General features: G+C 46.9%; 17 protein-coding genes. 15 read left to right on the forward strand and 2 right to left on the reverse strand.

Translation table 11 applies throughout. The features are described from left to right. Window positions 1-247 precede the first annotated feature (247 nt). A complete protein-coding gene (locus tag HC752_RS04215; RefSeq protein WP_190333881.1) occupies window positions 248-721 on the forward strand; it encodes a peroxiredoxin in 474 nt (157 codons plus the stop codon). A gap of 174 nt (window positions 722-895) precedes the next feature. Here the strand turns inward: HC752_RS04215 and HC752_RS04220 are convergent, their stop codons facing one another. Both HC752_RS04220 and HC752_RS04225 read right to left on the reverse strand, forming a co-directional pair. Beyond that, the gene (locus tag HC752_RS04220) at window positions 896-1297 is read right to left on the reverse strand and encodes a GNAT family N-acetyltransferase (RefSeq protein WP_190333882.1); all 402 of its coding nucleotides are present in this window, start codon (window positions 1295-1297) and stop codon (window positions 896-898) included. Window positions 1298-1437: 140 nt separating this feature from the next. Then, complete coding sequence (locus HC752_RS04225) at window positions 1438-2643, reverse strand: ROK family transcriptional regulator (protein WP_190333883.1); 1206 nt, start codon at window positions 2641-2643, stop codon at window positions 1438-1440. Window positions 2644-2994: 351 nt separating this feature from the next. Between HC752_RS04225 and HC752_RS04230 the strand changes: the two genes are divergently transcribed. The 14 genes from HC752_RS04230 to HC752_RS04295 all read left to right on the forward strand — a co-directional run bounded on the left by HC752_RS04230 (window position 2995) and on the right by HC752_RS04295 (window position 18578). After that, window positions 2995-4266 (forward strand): ABC transporter substrate-binding protein, encoded by a 1272-nt coding sequence (locus HC752_RS04230; protein WP_190333884.1) that lies wholly within the window; start codon window positions 2995-2997, stop codon window positions 4264-4266. A 166-nt stretch (window positions 4267-4432) separates the two neighbouring features. Beyond that, complete coding sequence (locus HC752_RS04235) at window positions 4433-5572, forward strand: Gfo/Idh/MocA family oxidoreductase (protein ID WP_190333885.1); 1140 nt, start codon at window positions 4433-4435, stop codon at window positions 5570-5572. After that, a complete protein-coding gene (locus tag HC752_RS04240; RefSeq protein ID WP_190333886.1) occupies window positions 5569-6456 on the forward strand; it encodes a sugar phosphate isomerase/epimerase family protein in 888 nt (295 codons plus the stop codon). The genes HC752_RS04235 and HC752_RS04240 overlap by 4 nt, the downstream gene beginning before the upstream one ends. After that, a complete protein-coding gene (locus tag HC752_RS04245) occupies window positions 6453-7400 on the forward strand; it encodes an ROK family protein (RefSeq protein ID WP_190333887.1) in 948 nt (315 codons plus the stop codon). The genes HC752_RS04240 and HC752_RS04245 overlap by 4 nt, the downstream gene beginning before the upstream one ends. 60 nt (window positions 7401-7460) lie before the next feature. Then, window positions 7461-8564, forward strand: a complete 1104-nt coding sequence (locus tag HC752_RS04250) for an ABC transporter ATP-binding protein (RefSeq protein WP_190333888.1) — start codon at window positions 7461-7463, stop codon at window positions 8562-8564. Between the two features lie 15 nt (window positions 8565-8579). Continuing rightward, on the forward strand, window positions 8580-9500 hold the full coding sequence (locus HC752_RS04255) for a carbohydrate ABC transporter permease (protein WP_190333889.1): 921 nt from the start codon (window positions 8580-8582) through the stop codon (window positions 9498-9500). Beyond that, complete coding sequence (locus HC752_RS04260; RefSeq protein ID WP_190333890.1) at window positions 9497-10333, forward strand: carbohydrate ABC transporter permease; 837 nt, start codon at window positions 9497-9499, stop codon at window positions 10331-10333. Before HC752_RS04255 ends, HC752_RS04260 begins: the two co-directional genes overlap by 4 nt. 3 nt (window positions 10334-10336) lie before the next feature. Further along, window positions 10337-11068 carry a 6-phosphogluconolactonase gene (locus HC752_RS04265; protein ID WP_190333891.1) on the forward strand — a complete coding sequence of 244 codons (732 nt, stop codon included), beginning with the start codon at window positions 10337-10339 and terminating at the stop codon, window positions 11066-11068. A 303-nt stretch (window positions 11069-11371) separates the two neighbouring features. Then, on the forward strand, window positions 11372-12493 hold the full coding sequence (locus HC752_RS04270; protein WP_190333892.1) for a hypothetical protein: 1122 nt from the start codon (window positions 11372-11374) through the stop codon (window positions 12491-12493). 143 nt (window positions 12494-12636) lie between these two features. Then, the gene (locus tag HC752_RS04275; RefSeq protein ID WP_190333893.1) at window positions 12637-13836 is read left to right on the forward strand and encodes a DEAD/DEAH box helicase; all 1200 of its coding nucleotides are present in this window, start codon (window positions 12637-12639) and stop codon (window positions 13834-13836) included. A 319-nt stretch (window positions 13837-14155) separates the two neighbouring features. Further along, the gene (gene agaR, locus HC752_RS04280; RefSeq protein WP_190333894.1) at window positions 14156-14929 is read left to right on the forward strand and encodes a transcriptional repressor AgaR; all 774 of its coding nucleotides are present in this window, start codon (window positions 14156-14158) and stop codon (window positions 14927-14929) included. A gap of 384 nt (window positions 14930-15313) precedes the next feature. Beyond that, the gene (gene agaR / locus HC752_RS04285) at window positions 15314-16090 is read left to right on the forward strand and encodes a transcriptional repressor AgaR (protein ID WP_190334149.1); all 777 of its coding nucleotides are present in this window, start codon (window positions 15314-15316) and stop codon (window positions 16088-16090) included. Between the two features lie 8 nt (window positions 16091-16098). Then, the gene (locus HC752_RS04290) at window positions 16099-17406 is read left to right on the forward strand and encodes a D-tagatose-bisphosphate aldolase, class II, non-catalytic subunit (RefSeq protein ID WP_190333895.1); all 1308 of its coding nucleotides are present in this window, start codon (window positions 16099-16101) and stop codon (window positions 17404-17406) included. Further along, window positions 17406-18578, forward strand: a complete 1173-nt coding sequence (locus HC752_RS04295) for an SIS domain-containing protein (RefSeq protein WP_190333896.1) — start codon at window positions 17406-17408, stop codon at window positions 18576-18578. The genes HC752_RS04290 and HC752_RS04295 overlap by 1 nt, the downstream gene beginning before the upstream one ends. Window positions 18579-18580: the final 2 nt, after the last annotated feature.

Raw genomic sequence — 18580 nt, forward strand, 5'->3', positions numbered from 1 at the left:
CGTACATCGAACATGATCGCACTCTTAAATATAAGACGACCAACAACATTTTTCACAAAAATAATAATAAGTTGCCCAATAATTATGGCGAATAACAATTATATGGCGAATCACTATATACTTGGGCGCCTTTATCCATCCTCAGAATTCTCCTTTTTAAAATAGCCGCATAGGTTTTGTGTTTTTCTATCACTCAAATAGGCGTACACTCATTGCACATCATTCAATAACAGGAAGGATTTCAGCAATGATTGAGCAAGGACAACAACTCCCAGAAGGTTCACTAAGCGAGCTGACAGCCGATGGCATGACGACCCATAAGGTGACCGAGCTATTTGCAGGAAAAAAAGCGGTACTGTTTGCTGTACCTGGGGCATTCACACCCACGTGTTCAGAGGCGCATTTACCTGGCTATGTCGTACTGGCTGACCAGTTTAAAGAAAAAGGGGTAGACTTTATTGCCTGCGTTTCTGTTAACGATGCCTTCGTTATGCAAGCTTGGGGCAAAGCACAGAATGCCAACGAAATCCTGATGCTAGCAGACGGTGATGCAAGCTTCACCAAGGCTTTGGGGTTAGTAAAAGAAACCGGTTCATTTGGCGGTACGCGCTCTGAACGCTACGCGATGATCGTTGAAGATGGCGTGGTGACCACGCTGAACGTCGAACCACCGCAAACCTTTGAAGGCAGTAAAGCCGAAGCGATTCTTGCTCTGCTTTAATTGAAGGGATGAAAATCGATAAAGGCTGACGTTGTCGGCCTTTATTTGTACCAATACACTAATTATTTGTACCAATACACTTCTTCGGCACTAACATACTTCTTTGGCACTAACACATTTGTCGGTACTAACACACTTGTCGATACTAATGTATTTTAGCGGTACTAATGCATTTTAGCGGCACTCAAGCCGTTTACCTTGCGATGAGTCCACCCGCTTTTTCATGTCGAAAAAGAGATCGTCTTCTGAAGTCACGTCAAAACCTAACCTTCGATACAACTTCAACGCTGGCGTATTGTTCTTAAAACAGCTCAGTGTCACTGGCAGCGATTTGTCTCTCGCGTCTTGTTCAATCCACTTCATTGCCTTTTGTGCAAGCCCGCTCCGCTGTACTTGCTTAAAGACAACCAGTAAATGAACATGCACGCTCTCGGGTGTGGATTTATAAATAACCAACCCTGCTTTTTCTCCTTCACACACCAACCAATAGCACCATTCTGGTTTTAATCGGTTGGTGAATCCATTGTATTGATATTCCTCATCCCACCCTAAAGCCTGGTCAATGATCGGCTTCATATACGTTTTAAAAATCGGATACGCTTGGGGGTGCTCACCCTCAGAAAGAGGAGTGAGAGTGCTTTTCCAGTCATTACTATCGTATGCTTCACTATTGCTGTCTTACGCTTCATTATTACTATCTTACGCTTCACTATGACCTATATGTCTAGATTTACGGCTTTAAACGTCGGCGGGAGTTGGTGGGAACATTCAAATAAATCGTGCATATCGGGGTGGCATAAGCCAAACAAAGGGAGTGATGCTGCACCAATTGAAACCGTATGAAGGCTGTCTTTGGCAAGCGTAATACGTTTGCGGGTTCGCTCGTGGCGCTCACAAATAGAAGGAAAAAGAGGCAATGTTGCGTCCACCAGCCTTTCCATAACCCGTTCGGACAGTTGGCTCCCTAACACAATGCTTTCCGGCTCAAACAAGTTTTCGAGTATGTTAATGGCAAATCTTAATCGTTGACCCGATTCATCAATCCAATTCTGAACCACTTTATCGTGTTCCCAATGTTCGTCAATAAACGCGGGGAGTTGGAGATCCGAACCCGAATAACTCAACATGGTTTTTAGAGCTTGCAGTGACAAATGAGTTTCAATGTAATCTGTCGAGCCGGAATTGTGCCAATGAATTCGACCAATTTCCCCAGCGTTACTCCATGCCCCTTTGTAAGGCTGATTGTTGGTAATAATGCCTGCACCTAATCCGTTACCAATATAGAGGTAGATAAAGTTGTTTAGCCTGTCTCCACGGCAACCGAAACTGTGGCTGATCGCAGCAGACGTCGCGTCGTTCTCTAAATAGACAGGGCATCCTAATTTCTCACTCAGTTGATGCGTTAAGTCCAGTTTCCCCCAAGCTTGCCAAGCATTCGCAACAGGGTGATGCTCTGTATCATCTTTCAGCAAGGTTGCTACCGCAGCCCCTACCCCGATCAAATGCTGGCGAGAATTTGGCACCTTATCCAGTAAGCTGTTCACTACCCTATCAAGCTGATTAATCACGTAGTCCGGTTCCAAACTCACCAGCTCTGCTTGGAGATCCGCCAATAAACTGAGATTTAAATCCACCAAGCTGGCACTCACAAACCCTTGATCAATCTGCAACCCAATCGACAAGCACGAAGCTGGGTTCACTTCCAACAAGGTCTGAGGCTGTCCTCGTTTACCTTGTACCTTACCCACTTCAAGAACATAGCCCGTTTGAATCAACTCTCGCACTAAGTTTGTAATGGTCTGATTTCGCAATCCAGATTGTTGCGCCACACTCACACGACTGATCCGAGGGTGCTGCCGAATGATTTCGAAAACCACACTCAGGTTTGAACGCTTGGTATGTTCGTGGTTCTTGCCTTTCAATTTTACTTCCTTGTCTTACGCTGATTTTCGAAAGCTCTATGCCGCCGAATCCTATCTAGGTTACCTCTCATTGTACGAGAAGCAAGTTACCCATATCCCACTACCGGAAAACCGTTCGGTTTCATTGTCCGAATGGGCAACATCGCTCAATCCCCCATCCTGAGCCTAACTTATTGAATTGGTTGAGCATGGGAAATAAATTCCAATTGAGATCACAATTAAGTGATCAAAAAATATACAACAATGACCTTTTTATCATTTAATTCCATTTAATGGATTTATTTACTTAACCCGAGAAAGTGTGAATCAAACGTATCTACACAATCAGGTTAACTAGCACATGGAGGTGATATGAATAAGTTCTTACCACTATTGACGCTGAGCATGTTGTCGAGCGGTTATACGCTTAATGCCCAAGCTGAAGAAGTCACAGTGTTTTGCAGTTCATCTGGCGTAGAGTTACAGCTCTGCCAAGAGGGAACTGACGCGTGGGCAAAGGAGACTGGCAACCAAGTAAAGGTGGTGACCCTGCCAGCCAGTTGGGATGATGTTTTGCCTCTCTATCAACAATTGCTGACCGCCAAGTCTAAAGATATTGATGTACTGATCTTAGATACGATTTGGCCCGGTGCCTTGAAATCTCATTTACTCGATATGAACGAGTACGCCAAGCCAGAGAGTATTTCTCAGCACTTCAGCGCGGCGGTAGAAGGCACAACGGTTAACGGCAAAGTCCTTTCCATTCCTTGGTACATGGACACCGGCATGCTGTTTTACCGGAAAGACTTACTGGAAAAATATGGCTACACCCCACCCAGTACCTATCAAGAACTCACAAAAATTGCGCAAGACGTCCAAGCGAAAGAACGAGAATCGGGAAATCCGGATTTTTGGGGCTACGCGTGGCAAGGGCGCTCATATGAAGGGTTAACCTGTAACGCCATTGAGTGGTTTGGTTCTACCGATGGGGGCACCATTATTAATGAAAAAGGCGATATTACGGTCAATACCGCTGCCAATCGCGAGATGCTCAAAACAGCGTCAGGTTGGATTAATACCATTAGCCCACCGGGCACACTGAACTACGACGAAGAGTCGTCTCGTGGTGTCTTCCAAAATGGGAACGCTCTTTTCCACCGTAACTGGTCTTATGTATGGAGCCTTGCCAATTCAGACGACTCCGTCATTAAAGGCAAAGTGGGTGTGGTGGCATTACCGAAAGGCGCGCCTGATGGCATCAACGCTGGCTGTTACGGCACCGCGCTGCTTGGGGTATCCAAATACTCTCGTTCTCCTGAAACCGCAGTGAGCTTAGTGAACTACCTAACGGGCATGAGCGAGCAAAAACGTCGCGCAATTGAAGCCAGTTACAGCCCAACTCTGCCAGCACTGTATAAGGATGCGGATGTCCTAAAAGCCAACCCGTTTTTAGCCGACATGCAAACATCGTTCGCCAATGTGGTTGCCCGTCCTTCACAGGTAACTGGCGATCAGTACAGCCGTGTCAGTAATGCCATTTGGCAACAAGTTCACAAAGCACTGTCTGGAGACATCAGTGCCGAGAAAGCACTTGAACAAATGGAATCGGAGCTGAAAAAGCTGAAAAAACGCGGTAAGTGGTAAACCATGCTTTGGCAGGCAGTAAAGCGAATGGCATTGCTGCCTGCCATACTTTTACTGGATCAAAAAATAATTTCGTATCGCACATTGAACATAGATATCGAACATTGAACATAGATATCGGACATTGAACATAGATATCGAACATAGATAAGGACGACAAGCTGTTATGTTGAACTCACCTATAAGACTTGGGCTGATTGGGCTAGGTGAAGCCGCTCAAAGCCTGCATTTACCGACTTTGTTTCACCATCCCGACAAATTTTGCGTCACCGCGGTATTCGATATCAGCCCCACGTTGGTCAGCGAAGTTTGCCAACGCTACCAAGTGGAAAACGGCTATCACAAGGTCGAAGAAATCGTAGCGGACGATAACGTTGATGCCCTCATCGTCATGTCGCCCGACCCTCTTCACTTTGAGCACACAAAACTCGCCATCGAGCACAATAAGCACGTTCTTTTGGAAAAGCCCAGCTGTCTTTTGCCTCGTCATGTGGACGAGCTCATCAAACTAGAAGAACAACATCAGGTTTCGGTCACCGTTGGCTACATGCGTGTCTATGCTAAAGCCTTTTCATTGGCTCAACACAAATTGGAAGAGCTAGGCGAAATAAAAAGCGTGCGAGTGAGAGATCTACAGCGCGAAGGCGATCATTACCTTCCACAAGTGTCGGAATTGTACTACCCAGACGACCACGATAAAGCGCAAATCGATCACGCTAAAAAAGCAGAACAAAAACAAAGACAAGAATTACTCGGAAGTAAAGCGCACTCCAATTTACTGTGGAAAGCCTATCGTGTACTCACTGGGGCTGCCATTCATAATCTTGCGGCTCTACGCCATTTGATTGATTCTCCTAAAAAAGTGGTGAGCGCATTTGCCCATTCCAGCGGTGAACACATCGCAATGACGCTGGATTATGGGTCGTTCTTTGCGACCTATGAAATTTTGATCGACAACATTCCTCGAGTGGATGCCAGTATTGAACTGACCTCAGAAACCAAAAGGCTCAAAATCCACTACCCAACACCTTATATCCGAAACCTACCCACCACCCTTGAATTTCAAAGCGGTGAAGGGCACCACCCTAGCGAGACTCATGGTCCATTCCATCAAGATCAATTTGATTTGGAGCTTCTGCATTGGCATCAAACCCTAGTCAAGGGCGCCCCTGTTTTAACAGGACTTAAAGAATCTCAGAAGGATCTCAAGCTGGTCATGCAAGCCATTGAATCCATCGCATACCACCTCGGCATCGAGGACATCGCCAGTGATAATGCAACGAATGGGATGGGAGAACACGAATGACCAGCCAAATCACGCTCGCCACCTGCCCTTGCTCATGGGGAGTTTGGTACCCCAAGGATCATCAGCAGCCCAGTTGGCGGAAATTTCTGGATGAAGCCAACCTCAGCGGATACCGCACGATTGAGCTGGGTCCTTATGGCTATTTACCCACGGATATCAGTGAACTGAAGTACGAGCTGGAAGCCCATAACTTGAAGGTATGCAGCACCGCTCACATGTCGGATTTGATTGTGCCCAATGCCTTAAATAACCTTCGGACAGACATCAGTCACATTTGCCCAACGCTTGAAGCGTTAGAAGCTCGATACTTTGTGTTTATGGATGGCGACAGTTTGTATCAACACCCAAGCGATCGCAACCTCAACCTCAACGACTGGAAACACGTCATTAAGGTGATTTCTGAATCGGCAAAGATTGTCCGAGAAGAATATGGGTTGGACTATGTGTTTCACCCTCATATCTCAACCTGCATCGAAAACGAACACCAAATTATTCGTTTGCTAAACGATACCGATCCCGATTACGTCAACCTTTGTTTCGATACAGGGCATCATTTGTACACAGGCGGAATACCAGAAGATTTCATTAAAGAATACGGTTCACGCATTCGCTATTACCACTTAAAAGACATGAGTTCCGCTATTCGCGATAAAGTGAAACTGAAGAACCTGAGCGACGATGAGGCTTTTGAACTCGGGGTAATGGTGCCTCTTGGTGAAGGCAACGTAAACTTTGCTGCCGTTAAAGCCGAATTGGATAGGCAAAACTTTTGTGGCTATGCCGTAATAGAACAAGATATCTACCCCGATATCCACAATATGGCATTCACGCACGCCCGCAGCAGCCTCGCCTACATCAAGCAGCTTGGGATGGGAGTGTCATGACCCAAAACGCACCCAATACGTACAGCTGTCAAACCGCCAATGCCTTTGTCGGTATTGACATCGGTGGCACAAAAATGGCGTCGGCATTAGTCGATACTGACACGGGGCACCTCCTTTGCGAAACGCAGGTCGCCACGCAAAAGCAACGCCCAACAAAAGACATCATTACTGACATTCACAAACAGCTGTCTTACCACCTTGAATTTGCAAGCCTCAACAATATTCCGGTAAACGGGTGTGGTATTGCCTTTCCTGAATTAGTGAACAACTCGGGAAACATCGTCAGTGATTGGAATTTCGATCTTCGTTCTTTGTGCAACTCGGATTTCCCACTCAACAATGTCTTGTTTGAGAGTGATGTTCGGGTGGCGGGTCTAGCGGAAGCGATGCTGGGGGCAGGCAAGCCCTATCAGTCGTTCGTCTACGTCTCTCTAGGAACAGGGTTGTCTTATACCTTATTTAACAATGGCGTACCTTGGCGTGGAAAAAACGGTTACGCCATTCATTTTGCTAGCAGCACACTCACTGGGTGTACACCCGACATGCAGCCTCTGAGTTATTTGCCTGAGGCGTTGGTTTCCGGTGCGGGGTTACTTGATTGCTGGAACATGAGGCACCCCATGCAACGCTACCACAATTTACCTGAACTTCTGTTCCGAGCCGAAATGGGGTCAAGTAAAGAGCGCCAATACATTAAACTCGCTGGAGAGGTGCTGGGCAGCCTGCTGGCGCAAATGGTGAATATGTTGGATCCAGAAGCCATTATTCTGGGGGGCGGTCTTGGCTGCGCCGATGGCCTTTACCATCGCTATATTGAAACCACGCTTCGAGACCGAATTTGGGCCGAAGACTGCAAAAACATTCCCGTCCTTAAAGCGCAATTTTCGAACAAAGCCGGCACGATTGGTGCTGCGCTTGCCGCATCAAAAATGACGAAAAGTTAAGGACTAACGTTCGCAGTCATACGTGAGTTTAACGTTCTAGTTAAAAAAGGAAGACAACCCATGGAAGTTTTGTCTTTACATCAGGTAAACAAAACATACAGCAAAACCCCTGTTTTGCGAGACATTAACTTGTCGATTCATCAAGGCGAATTCATTGTATTCGTTGGCCAATCTGGCTGTGGAAAATCCACTCTCCTTCGCCTTATCGCTGGGCTTGACCTGCAAACCTCTGGTGACGTTCGAATAGACGGCACAAACGTCAATGACGTCGCCCCTGGGCAGCGTGGGCTAGCCATGGTGTTTCAGTCCTACGCGTTGTACCCGCACATGAATGTTTGGGACAACATGGCGTTTGCCTTGAAAACGGCTCGGCTACCTAAACACGACATTTCAGAGCGAGTCGCGAAAGCCGCCGACATTTTAAAGCTAGGTTCGCTGCTTGATAGAAAGCCCGCTCAACTATCCGGCGGGCAAAGACAACGGGTTGCCATTGGCAGAGCCATTGTTCGGGAGCCTAAAATCTTCTTGTTTGATGAACCGTTAAGCAATTTAGATGCAGAACTTCGTGTGGACATGCGAGTCGAAATCGCCACACTGCATAAAAAACTCAATGCCACCACCATTTACGTCACACACGATCAAGTTGAAGCCATGACATTGGCCGACAAAATTGTGGTGCTGAATAATGGCGAAATAGAGCAATTTGGATCGCCGCTGGAGTTATACAACCACCCCATAAATCAGTTTGTTGCTGGATTTATTGGTTCACCAAAAATGAACTTTATTGAAGGAGAGATGAAGGCTGACGGCTTTCATTTTCATGGTTACCGCCTCGATATGGTGGAATCCAAGATGATGGATAAAAAAATGACTCTTGGTATTCGCCCAAAGGACATCTCACTCGCCAGTCACCCCAAACACGCCGACTTGAAAGCTCAGGTAACCCATACAGAAATATTGGGTGATGAAAGTTACGTATATTGTAACCTTGGTTCACGTATCAAACTTGTGGTGACGCTTGATGGACAACAGCATTTTAATGCCAATGAAGAGGTACATTTAGCTGTTAACTGGGATCAAATCCATTGTTTCGATACGCATGGCATCAACATTGCCAGCCAAAGAGATCGACACTCAGCAACTCAGCCGCTAAATAACTTGTGAGAAGGTTGAGCATGTATGAATAGAAAAAACCAATCGGTGATCGGGTTTAGGTTAAACCAACAAAAAGTGTATGAAGCGTGGATGTATATTCTTCCTATGGCGCTAGTACTGGCGGTGGTCGCCCTTTACCCACTGCTTAAAAACTTCTATTTCTCATTTACCGATGCCTCCTTAATGGAGCCCGAACTCGCCAATTGGGTTGGGCTAGAAAACTACACCTACTTGATCACCGATTCATCGTGGTGGAATGCCGTTTGGAACACGCTCTACTTCGCGGTGGTGTCTGTGGCATTGGAAACCTTCATTGGGCTTGGTATTGCGCTGATTTTGAATGCCAACCTACCAACCAAAGGAATAATGCGTGCTGTCGTATTAGTGCCTTGGGCTATCCCCACCATCGTCTCTGCCAGAATGTGGGAGTGGATGTTTCACGATCAGTACGGCGTAATCAATCAAATCGGCATGTCGATTGGCATACTCAGTGAAAAAATCGCATGGACCGCCGATCCAGAATGGTCGATGGCGGCGATCATTTTTGTCGATGTATGGAAAACCACGCCATTCATGACGCTGTTAATTTTGGCTGGCTTGCAAATGCTCCCGAAAGACATCTACGAAGTCGCGAAAGTGGATAACGTCCCCGCTTGGCGTGTGTTTTGGCACATCACCCTGCCCCTGATCAAACCGGCCATTTTGGTGGCGGTGGTGTTCCGGCTGCTGGATGCCTTGCGTATGTTTGACTTAGCGTATGTGTTAACAGGCAGCAGTGAATCCACGGTAACCATGTCGATTTTTGCTCGGAAACAATTGGTTGATTTTCAAGACTTGGGCTACGGCGCAGCAGCCTCTACCCTGCTGTTCTTCATTGTCGCGCTAGTAACCATTGGGTATTTGTATTTGTCTCGCCACGGTTTAATGTCTAAGGAGTCGAAATGAAGAACTCCACCCGAACTCGCCTCAGTAGAGGGGTGTTTTACATATTGGTCGCGATTATCGCGTTGTATACCCTCTTTCCTTTTTATTGGTCTATCGTCTCCTCGTTTAAACAAGGTGCCGATTTATTCAAAGTTGAATTTTTCCCAAGCATCCAATGGGACAACTACATAAGCGTACTCAGCAACGGTACATTTTTACGCAATATTCTTAACTCGGTTATTGTCGCAACCGCCGTTGTCGTTGTGTCCCTATTTCTCTCTGTCACCGCGTCCTACGCCCTTGGGCGTGTCAACTTTAAAGGCAGAACCACCATATTGATGGCGATCTTGAGCGTGTCTATGTTCCCTCAAGTGGTGATCTTGTCTGGGCTGCTGGGCATGATCAACTTGCTTGATCTGTACAACACGCTTTGGGCATTGATCCTTGCCTATATGATTTTTACTTTGCCTTTTACTGTTTGGGTCATCACCACTTTTATGAAGGAGCTGCCCCAAGAGCTGGAAGACGCCGCAAGAATGGACGGCTGTTCCACGTTTCGTATCATTACTCACGTGTTCTTCCCCATATTAGGACCAGCTTTGGTTAGCACAGGGCTACTGGCATTCATTGCCGCATGGAACGAATTCCTATTTGCCCTCACGTTTGTGCTCAATGATGAAATGCGCACCGTTCCTGTTGCCATCGCGCTCATTTCCGGTGCTAGCCGTTACGAATTGCCATTTGGTGCCATTATGGCGGCTTCTGTTATTGTGACCGTACCACTCGTGGTACTGGTTTTGGTTTTCCAAAGGAAGATTGTATCGGGGCTAACCGCTGGTGCGATTAAAGGATAAGTTATGAACGTCACTCAATTAAAAAATCATCAAGAAGCCTCTGCCTACCTAGCCCGAATGCTCACTCATCAAATTCAAGTGACACCGGAATCTCGGATCATACTCGCTTCCGGCGGTACGCCATCGTTAGCGTACGAGATGGCAGGGGAGCAACTTTTGGGGGTCGATACCTCTCGCGTTACCATCATCAAGTTGGATGAATGGGTGGGGTTACCCGAAGCCAGCAGCAGCAGTTGTGAATACCAGTTGATGAATGAAGTGATCAAACCGTGGAGGATCGAGCCCCATCACTACCTCTCTTTTGATGGCGCTGCACATGATATTTTAAATGAAGCCGAGCGCGTTAGCGGCCTGCTAGCGGCATGCCAGCCCGCGCACCTTTGCGTGTTGGGCATAGGGCTGAACGGGCATATTGGGTTCCTTGAGCCCTCCCCCTCTTTGCCTTATCGCTCTAGTGTTGTGTCCTTGCATGCGATGTCGAAAAACCACCCTATGGTCAAAAATCAATACGAGGTATCGCTCGGCATCACCATTGGAATTGGCGACATTATGGAGTGTGAAAAAGTTGTCTTAGTGGCAACGGGGGAACACAAACAACAAATTCTCGCTCGATTGCTGGAGAGCGACATTTCCACGTCACTGCCTGCTAGCTTGTTGAAACTGCATCCCAACGTTGAATTGATAGTAGATGACAAAGCGCTTCGCCCAATGGAACGAAAAGAGTGGTCGCTCTAGACATGCTGAAGAGCATGATGGCTCCCATCGCCATTTTACAGGCAATATACCCAAGTAACCTCTAGAGGTTTGATTCAGGGAGAATTAATTGGGCATAAACGCTGAGAAGCGCTTTTTGCCTCAATTTGAGCTGACCATTTTCCAAAAGCAAATACAATTCTTCACAAACATGAAACATGTGTCTACATAATGGAAAAACGCTAGGTTAATTAAAAATCAGCATGTTGCATGGTTATACTCTACATATCCCATAACCATTAGATTCATAAACCACGAAATGGTCGATATTAGAAAGGAGTCTCCATGTTGATAGAAACAACCCGTCAGTTCTCAGCCAAATGCAAATCCGAGTGTGTTGGTATTGCCATCGCTTCCGCTTTAGCTGTTTTCCCAGCAGCAGCTAGCGAACTCCCCTCTCTGCCCAACAACCTCAATGCCATAGACATGGACATCGGCATAGGTTATGAAACACAAATAGTATTGGGGGATTTAAGAGCACATTTAAAAGGAATCGAATACGGCGAGAAAGAAGCCAACGCTTGGAAACAACCATCGGTTCAAGATCTCGCCACCTTCAAATCGGCATTTCAAGCATTACTGGATAACAACACTTCCGCTGCCGCTGATTTACTTTCTCCACTTGGCTACGGCATGTTCGAATACCACGATACGGTAACGGGGAAGCTGTTTTACGTATTGCAGGAAATATACCCACTAAGTGACGCTCGCTCCAACGGTGGTGGAACCTACGTTTATAACCCAAGTGGCGTCAGCGCAGTTTTACAGGCACCGCATCCTATGCATGATCTCTTTACCGCCACTCAGTCCATTGATGATTTTTTTTACACCGATAGCAAATATTTGATGCTGGCAGGGACGCACCGAAACAGCAATACGGCACTCAGCTCTTGTACTAACGGCAATTACAAAGAAAGTGATGTGGCTCATCAAACATCGTCTTACTTCCAATCTGTGCATGAAAGCATTGATGAATTTGCCACACCGAACACAGTTTTCATTCAATACCACGGATTTGGCTCCACCACACTTAAGAAATTACAAAATCAATGTAATACCACCAGCAGTAAGATGATTAACGTCAGCGAAGGCGTGCGATACCCAACCAATGACAGCAGCACCAGCTTTATGCACGCGTTACGCCGTCAGGTTGAAAGCGAAAACCTCATTAAAGCTTGTATTTATGGCAATGACACAACCAGTCTAGGCGGAACTTGGAACGTACAAGGTCGCTTCACCAATCACTCATCCAATGCCTGCCAAACCAATGCGAATAGCTCACAGAAACGCTTTGTTCATCTTGAGCAGAGTTACAGCGTGAGAAAATACAATCGCGACGATATGTCTCGTTACCTTAAACAAGCCATGGTTGAATATTTTAAAACTGATTGTGACAATTGCATGTAATGCAACTGGGGTAGAGCGCACTCGCTCTACCCCAATCTTAGGTGGACGTAGTAAGAGTAATACCCAGCAAACCATGCTAGAATCCGCGCCATTGTTTACACCGAGTTGTCGGTGCACGCTTAATAATTCAATTGGATTTCCTCATGCCATTTTCCAAATTAGGACTCAGCCGTCCGATCACTACCGCTATTGCCGAGCAAGGTTACGACTCCCCTACGCCGATTCAGGAACAAGCCATTCCGGTTGCTCTGCAAGGGAAAAACATCATTGCCGCCGCGCAAACCGGAAGCGGTAAAACCGCCAGCTTCGTGCTACCGATTTTGGAACAACTGAGCCAATCAGAAACTCAGCGTAAAAAGCGCTTCAGAGCCTTAATCTTAACCCCCACTCGTGAACTCGCCGTTCAGGTTAATAACAGCATCCAAGTGTATGCCAAGCACCTAAACCTAAAATCGCTTGTGGTGTATGGCGGTGTAGATGATAAGCCTCAAAAGCAAAAGCTGATTGAAGGCATCGATATTTTGGTGGCGACACCGGGGCGTTTACTGGATCTGTACACACAACGTGCCGTGCATTTTGAAGAAGCGGAAATTCTGGTGCTTGACGAAGCCGATAAAATGCTCGACATGGGCTTTATCGACGACATCAATAAAATCATCGAACGTTTGCCTGTTGATGTGCAAAATCTGCTCTTCTCCGCCACGCTTTCTCGTAAAGTTCGCGACTTGGCGAAAACGGCCGTCCCAAACCCTGTCGAAATCTCTCTGCACCTGCAAAACGCAGAAAAACCAAAAATCGATCAATGGCTCATCACAGTAGATAAAGACAAAAAATCCGCTTTATTGAGCCATTTGATTCAAGAGAATAACTGGGATCAAGCGCTGATCTTTATTGAAACCAAGCATGGGGCGGCAAAATTGGTCTCTCAGTTAGAGAAACGTGGCATTCAAGCGGAAGCGTTCCACAGTGGCCGCAGCCAAGCCATTCGTGGGCAAGTCTTGGCCGATTTTAAATCCGGCAAAGTGAAATACTTAGTGGCGACAGGCGTTGCTGCTCGTGGGATAGACATCACCGAACTCAGCCGAGTGGTGAACTACGATTTACCTTTCCCGCCAGACGAATACGTACACCGCATTGGTCGTACAGGGCGTGCGGGGAAATCCGGTGAAGCGATCTCTTTTGTATCCAAAGACAACTTCAAAAATCTTTGCATGATTGAAAGCCTAATGGGTGAGTTGATCGAGCGTAAAGAAGTGGAAGGTTTCGCACCAAAAAAAGAAGTCCCCATTTCAATTCTGAATTATGTGCCTAAGAATAAGCGCAAACCGAAAGAGAAAAACTAACGGTTTTCGAAATCCATTTGTTGAGATGTCTGAACAATAGCCTCTCGCATTCCCCCACAGCAGAACCCCAATCACTGAGCCTTCTACCCGAGGGCTCAGACTCGCAAAACGGGGGTTGGGGGCTAGGGGTTGGGGGCTAGGGGTTGTGGGTTGCGCAAGCCCCCTCTAAATGATCTTTTGTGATATTCAAGTAAAGCGGTCTGAATAGGTGCTCAATGAACGCAGACACGGCGTAACATGTTAGGTCGGCGCAAGATATTTGATACTGGCAGCGCGTGAGTTAGACTGAGGTTAATAACAACGATATGACTCCCCATCTATGACAGATACTACGCAGCGTCGTAATGCCATTTTAAACCACATCCAAATCCATCAACAAGGTGATGTGAATGACTTCGCGGAGCAATTCCAAGTCTCTAAAGTCACCATTCGACATGATTTAAACTACTTAGAAAAACAAGGGTGTGTCAGCCGGTGCTATGGCGGGGCGAAACTCAACCGTCAATTTGCCTTTGATCAGCCTTTGCACGAAAAGCAGCAAATCAACAACCGCATCAAATCCGAACTTGGTGCTTACGCCGCCACCCTGATCAAAGATGGTGACACCATTTTACTGGATTCCGGTTCCACCACAGAACACATTGCCCATCACTTAAAGGGAAAACAGAATTTAACGGTGATGACCAATGCCATTAATATCGCCTACCACCTCGCCAATCAGGATGGAATAGACGTTATGGTCACTGGCGGGACGCTCCGCAAAAACTCGTACTCACTTTACGGCACGGCTGGGGAGCATCTATTGGCGAACCATCACTTTAATATCTTGTTTATTGGAGTAGACGGATTCGACAAAGAAACGGGAATCAGCACGCCTCATCAAGGGGAAGCCACCATCAATCGCAAGATGCTTGAGTCTGCACAAACCGTGGTGGCTATTACCGACTCATCAAAGTTCAACCGCCAAAGCTTCTGCTCGATTGCACGCCCAGAACAGATCGACATACTGATTACGGACAGTGGTATTCCCGCTGGCTACGCCGAAGCCCTTAAAGCCAAAGGCATTGATGTGCACATAGTCACGGGCACTTAACCATCTTATTGCGGTTGTTTTTGCCTACCTAGCTCGATCCTTCACCTCTTTACTGTTCCCTTCTTCCCCCTCCCTTAATTTTAAAATTGTGATCTCACGCATGCGGCTCTTCGAAATCCTACTATTGGGGGCCCTTTCATTCTCGCTTTCAGTTCTGAAACCACGGAACAATGATGTGATGGTGCCTACTGACTGAATCATCAAATTAAAAACGAAAGACAACCCTTTCACTTAATGTGAAACGAAAGGGTTTTAGCCCTAAAATCGAAAGGCAATGACCTGTGATCGACCTTTCATTTTTGTTTCATCATGCCTGATTTAATTCAACACAGCGGACAACGCTACATTTCAGCTGTTGATGAAAGACAAAGAAGGGCAACGGTAATGACCAGTAAAGAAAGGCGACAGAAAATCATGGAACACATTCGTTCCCATGGTTCTGGAAAAGTGGACGAGTTCGTCGATGAATTTGGTGTGTCAGCGGTCACCATTCGCCATGATCTCAATCTGCTGGAGAAGGAAGGGTGCGTTTTTCGGTGTTATGGCGGCGCCAATTTGAATCCGAATTTTGCATTCGATCAGCCTCTTTATCGCAAAGATCAGCTCAACCGCAGTACCAAGCAAAAAATCGCTCACGCGGCAGCGTCATTAGTGCAAGATGGGGAAGCCATCATCCTCGATTCTGGCTCAACCATTGGGCTAATGCCGCAATATCTGACAAACAAACAGCAGCTCGTTGTTCTGACTAATGCACTCAATACCGCATATCAACTCAGCAACAACGAGAAAATCGATTTACACGTCGTCGGTGGCAGCTTGCGCAGAGCGTCGTATTCATTAACTGGGCATCATGGCGAACAACAAATTCGCTCCTACCTGTTCGATAAACTTTTCTTAGGGGTTGATGGTTTCGACCTTGCTGCGGGTATCACCACGCCAGACAACCACGAAGCTCAGATCAACCGTGCCATGTGCGATGTTGCAAGGCAAATTATCGCCGTAACCGATTCAAGCAAATTCGGACGCAAAAGCTTTTGCATGATCCGAGCGGCCAACCAAATCGATGTACTGGTCACCGACAGCAACATTCCTCACGCCACTCACCAAGCGCTGCTCGACATGGGTGTCGACGTCATTCTCGCAGACCAAACCATCAATTAGGAACCACAATGAAAACGCTACAATCACTGATTAAACAACATAAACAAGGGCAAACAACTGGCATTTACTCCGTGTGCTCAGCCCATCCATTGGTGTTGGAAGCCGCTATCAAACAGGCTGCTGTAGACAACCAATTGGTTTTAATTGAAGCGACTTCCAACCAAGTGAACCAATTTGGTGGTTACACCGGTATGACACCGAAGGATTTTTCCGAACACGTTTATCAGCTTGCCGAAAAACACCGTTTCCCCGCCGAGCGCATCGTTTTAGGTGGCGACCACCTAGGCCCCAATTGCTGGCAGCACTTACCAGCACGTCAAGCCATGGAATATTCCGCGCAAATGATTCACGACTACGTGAGCGCGGGTTTTAAGAAGATTCACCTTGATTGCTCCATGCCCTGCGCCGACGACAAGACCCCACTGTGTGAAACCATCATGGCAGAACGGGCAGCACAACTCTGCCTTGTGGCTGAAAATGCTTGGAGCAACACAGGTGGAGAACCGCCACTGTACGTTATTGGTACCGAAGTCCCCACCCCCGGCGGTGCCCTTGAATCATTGGAAACAGAACAGCTCAAACTTACGACACCTGAAGAAGCACTAGCCACATTAGACGCCCATCACCAAGCATTTCATGATTTAGGGCTGGGGCATGTGTGGTCACGCATTATTGGCTTAGTGGTTCAGCCGGGGGTGGAGTTTGATCACCACTCGATTCATCACTACCAAAGCAGTGCGGCTCAGCTTTTAAGCAAAGTAGTGGAAGATCAACCCCACCTCGTTTTTGAAGCACACTCGACCGACTACCAAAAACCAACGGCATACCATGAGCTGGTTGTGGACCACTTCGCGATACTCAAAGTCGGACCCGCGTTAACCTTTGCCTTGCGTGAAGCACTCTACGGACTAGAACGTGCTGAACGAGAGTGGTTGGGTAGTCATCACGCTTCTCATCTACGCGATACCGTAGAACAGGTCATGCATGAAGAACCGAGCTATTGGCGTTCCCATTACTTAAGCGAAGGACACCAACAATTTCTGGATTGCAGCTACAGCCTGAGCGACCGAATTCGCTATTACTGGTCACACCCTAACGTTCGAAAGGCGCAAGACGCATTATTTAGCAATCTACTGGCAAACCCATTACCTCTGACTTTGCTCAGTCAGTATTTACCCAATCAGGCAAAAGCCATCCTTCAAAATCAAATTCAAAACCGGCCCGCAGACATTGTTATACACAAGATCATGGAAGTGACTGAGATCTATTCCGCAGCTTGTTATTCCAATTCCGTGGTGAGTAAGGAGACAAATTAATGACGACCTATTTAGGCTACGAGTCCACTTGGTTAGACCAACGCAATGGCATTCACACCGCTCAAGAAATAGAACATCAACCGCGTTTATGGCGACAGTTAGCAAGCGATTTAGAAAGCCAATCGAATTCAATTAACGCGTTTTTATCGCCTCTGTTATCGCGCACCGACATTCGTATCATTCTCACAGGTGCTGGTACTTCGGCGTTCATTGGTGACACTGCAATGCCTTTCATTCAAGCAGGGCTGGGGTTTCAGGTTGAATCGATTCCAACAACGGATTTGGTTTCAAATCCGGAGCAATACATTAACCCAGATCACCCTACTTTACTGGTTTCCTGCGCTCGGTCTGGTAACAGCCCTGAAAGTGTCTCGGCGGTCGAGCTGGTTGATCAACTCGTTCCTGAATGTTTTCACCTGATTCTAACGTGCAATGAAAGCGGTGCACTTTCTCGCTACGCAGATACCGCGACCAATGCCTATTGCATGATCATGCCTGAAGGCTCTAACGATAAAAGCTTTGCTATGACATCAAGTTTCAGCTGCATGCTGATGTCGACACTGTCATTGCTGAGCCGCAGCACGGCACCTCAATTGAACAGAAGCATCGAAACGATTGCCAACGTATGCGAAGCCAAAGTTGACCAATGGCAATCCGCCATCAAATCACTGGCTGCTCTGCCATATGAGCGCTTAATTGTGCTTGGTAGCGGTGGGTTTTCCGGACTTGCACGTGAAGCATCATTAAAGTCGCTGGAGCTCAGTGCGGGTGCCGTCATGACCGCGTTCGACTCTTCCCTCGGATTCCGTCACGGTCCTAAGTTCACCATCAACAATAAAGCGTTGGTTATTCAGCTTTTCTCCCGCGCCAACTACACCCGTCAATACGACCTTGACTTGTTCAACGAAATCCAACGTGACCAACAAACCTTGAAGCACATTGCCCTAACTGAAAAAACGTTAGACAACGCAAATGCATTCGAGCTTGGGCAATTGGATGTGGATGAAGCATGGCTCTGCTTTCCTTACATCGTGTTTTGCCAAATGTTGGCGTTTGAGAAATCACTCCAACTTGGGCTAGGGCCAGACAACCCATGCCCAACAGGTGAGGTTAACCGAGTCGTACAAGGTGTCACTATCCACCCATTTAATCATGTCATGAAAAGGAATTAATC

The organism is Vibrio sp. S9_S30 (assembly GCF_014694455.1).
Taxonomy (GTDB): domain Bacteria; phylum Pseudomonadota; class Gammaproteobacteria; order Enterobacterales; family Vibrionaceae; genus Vibrio.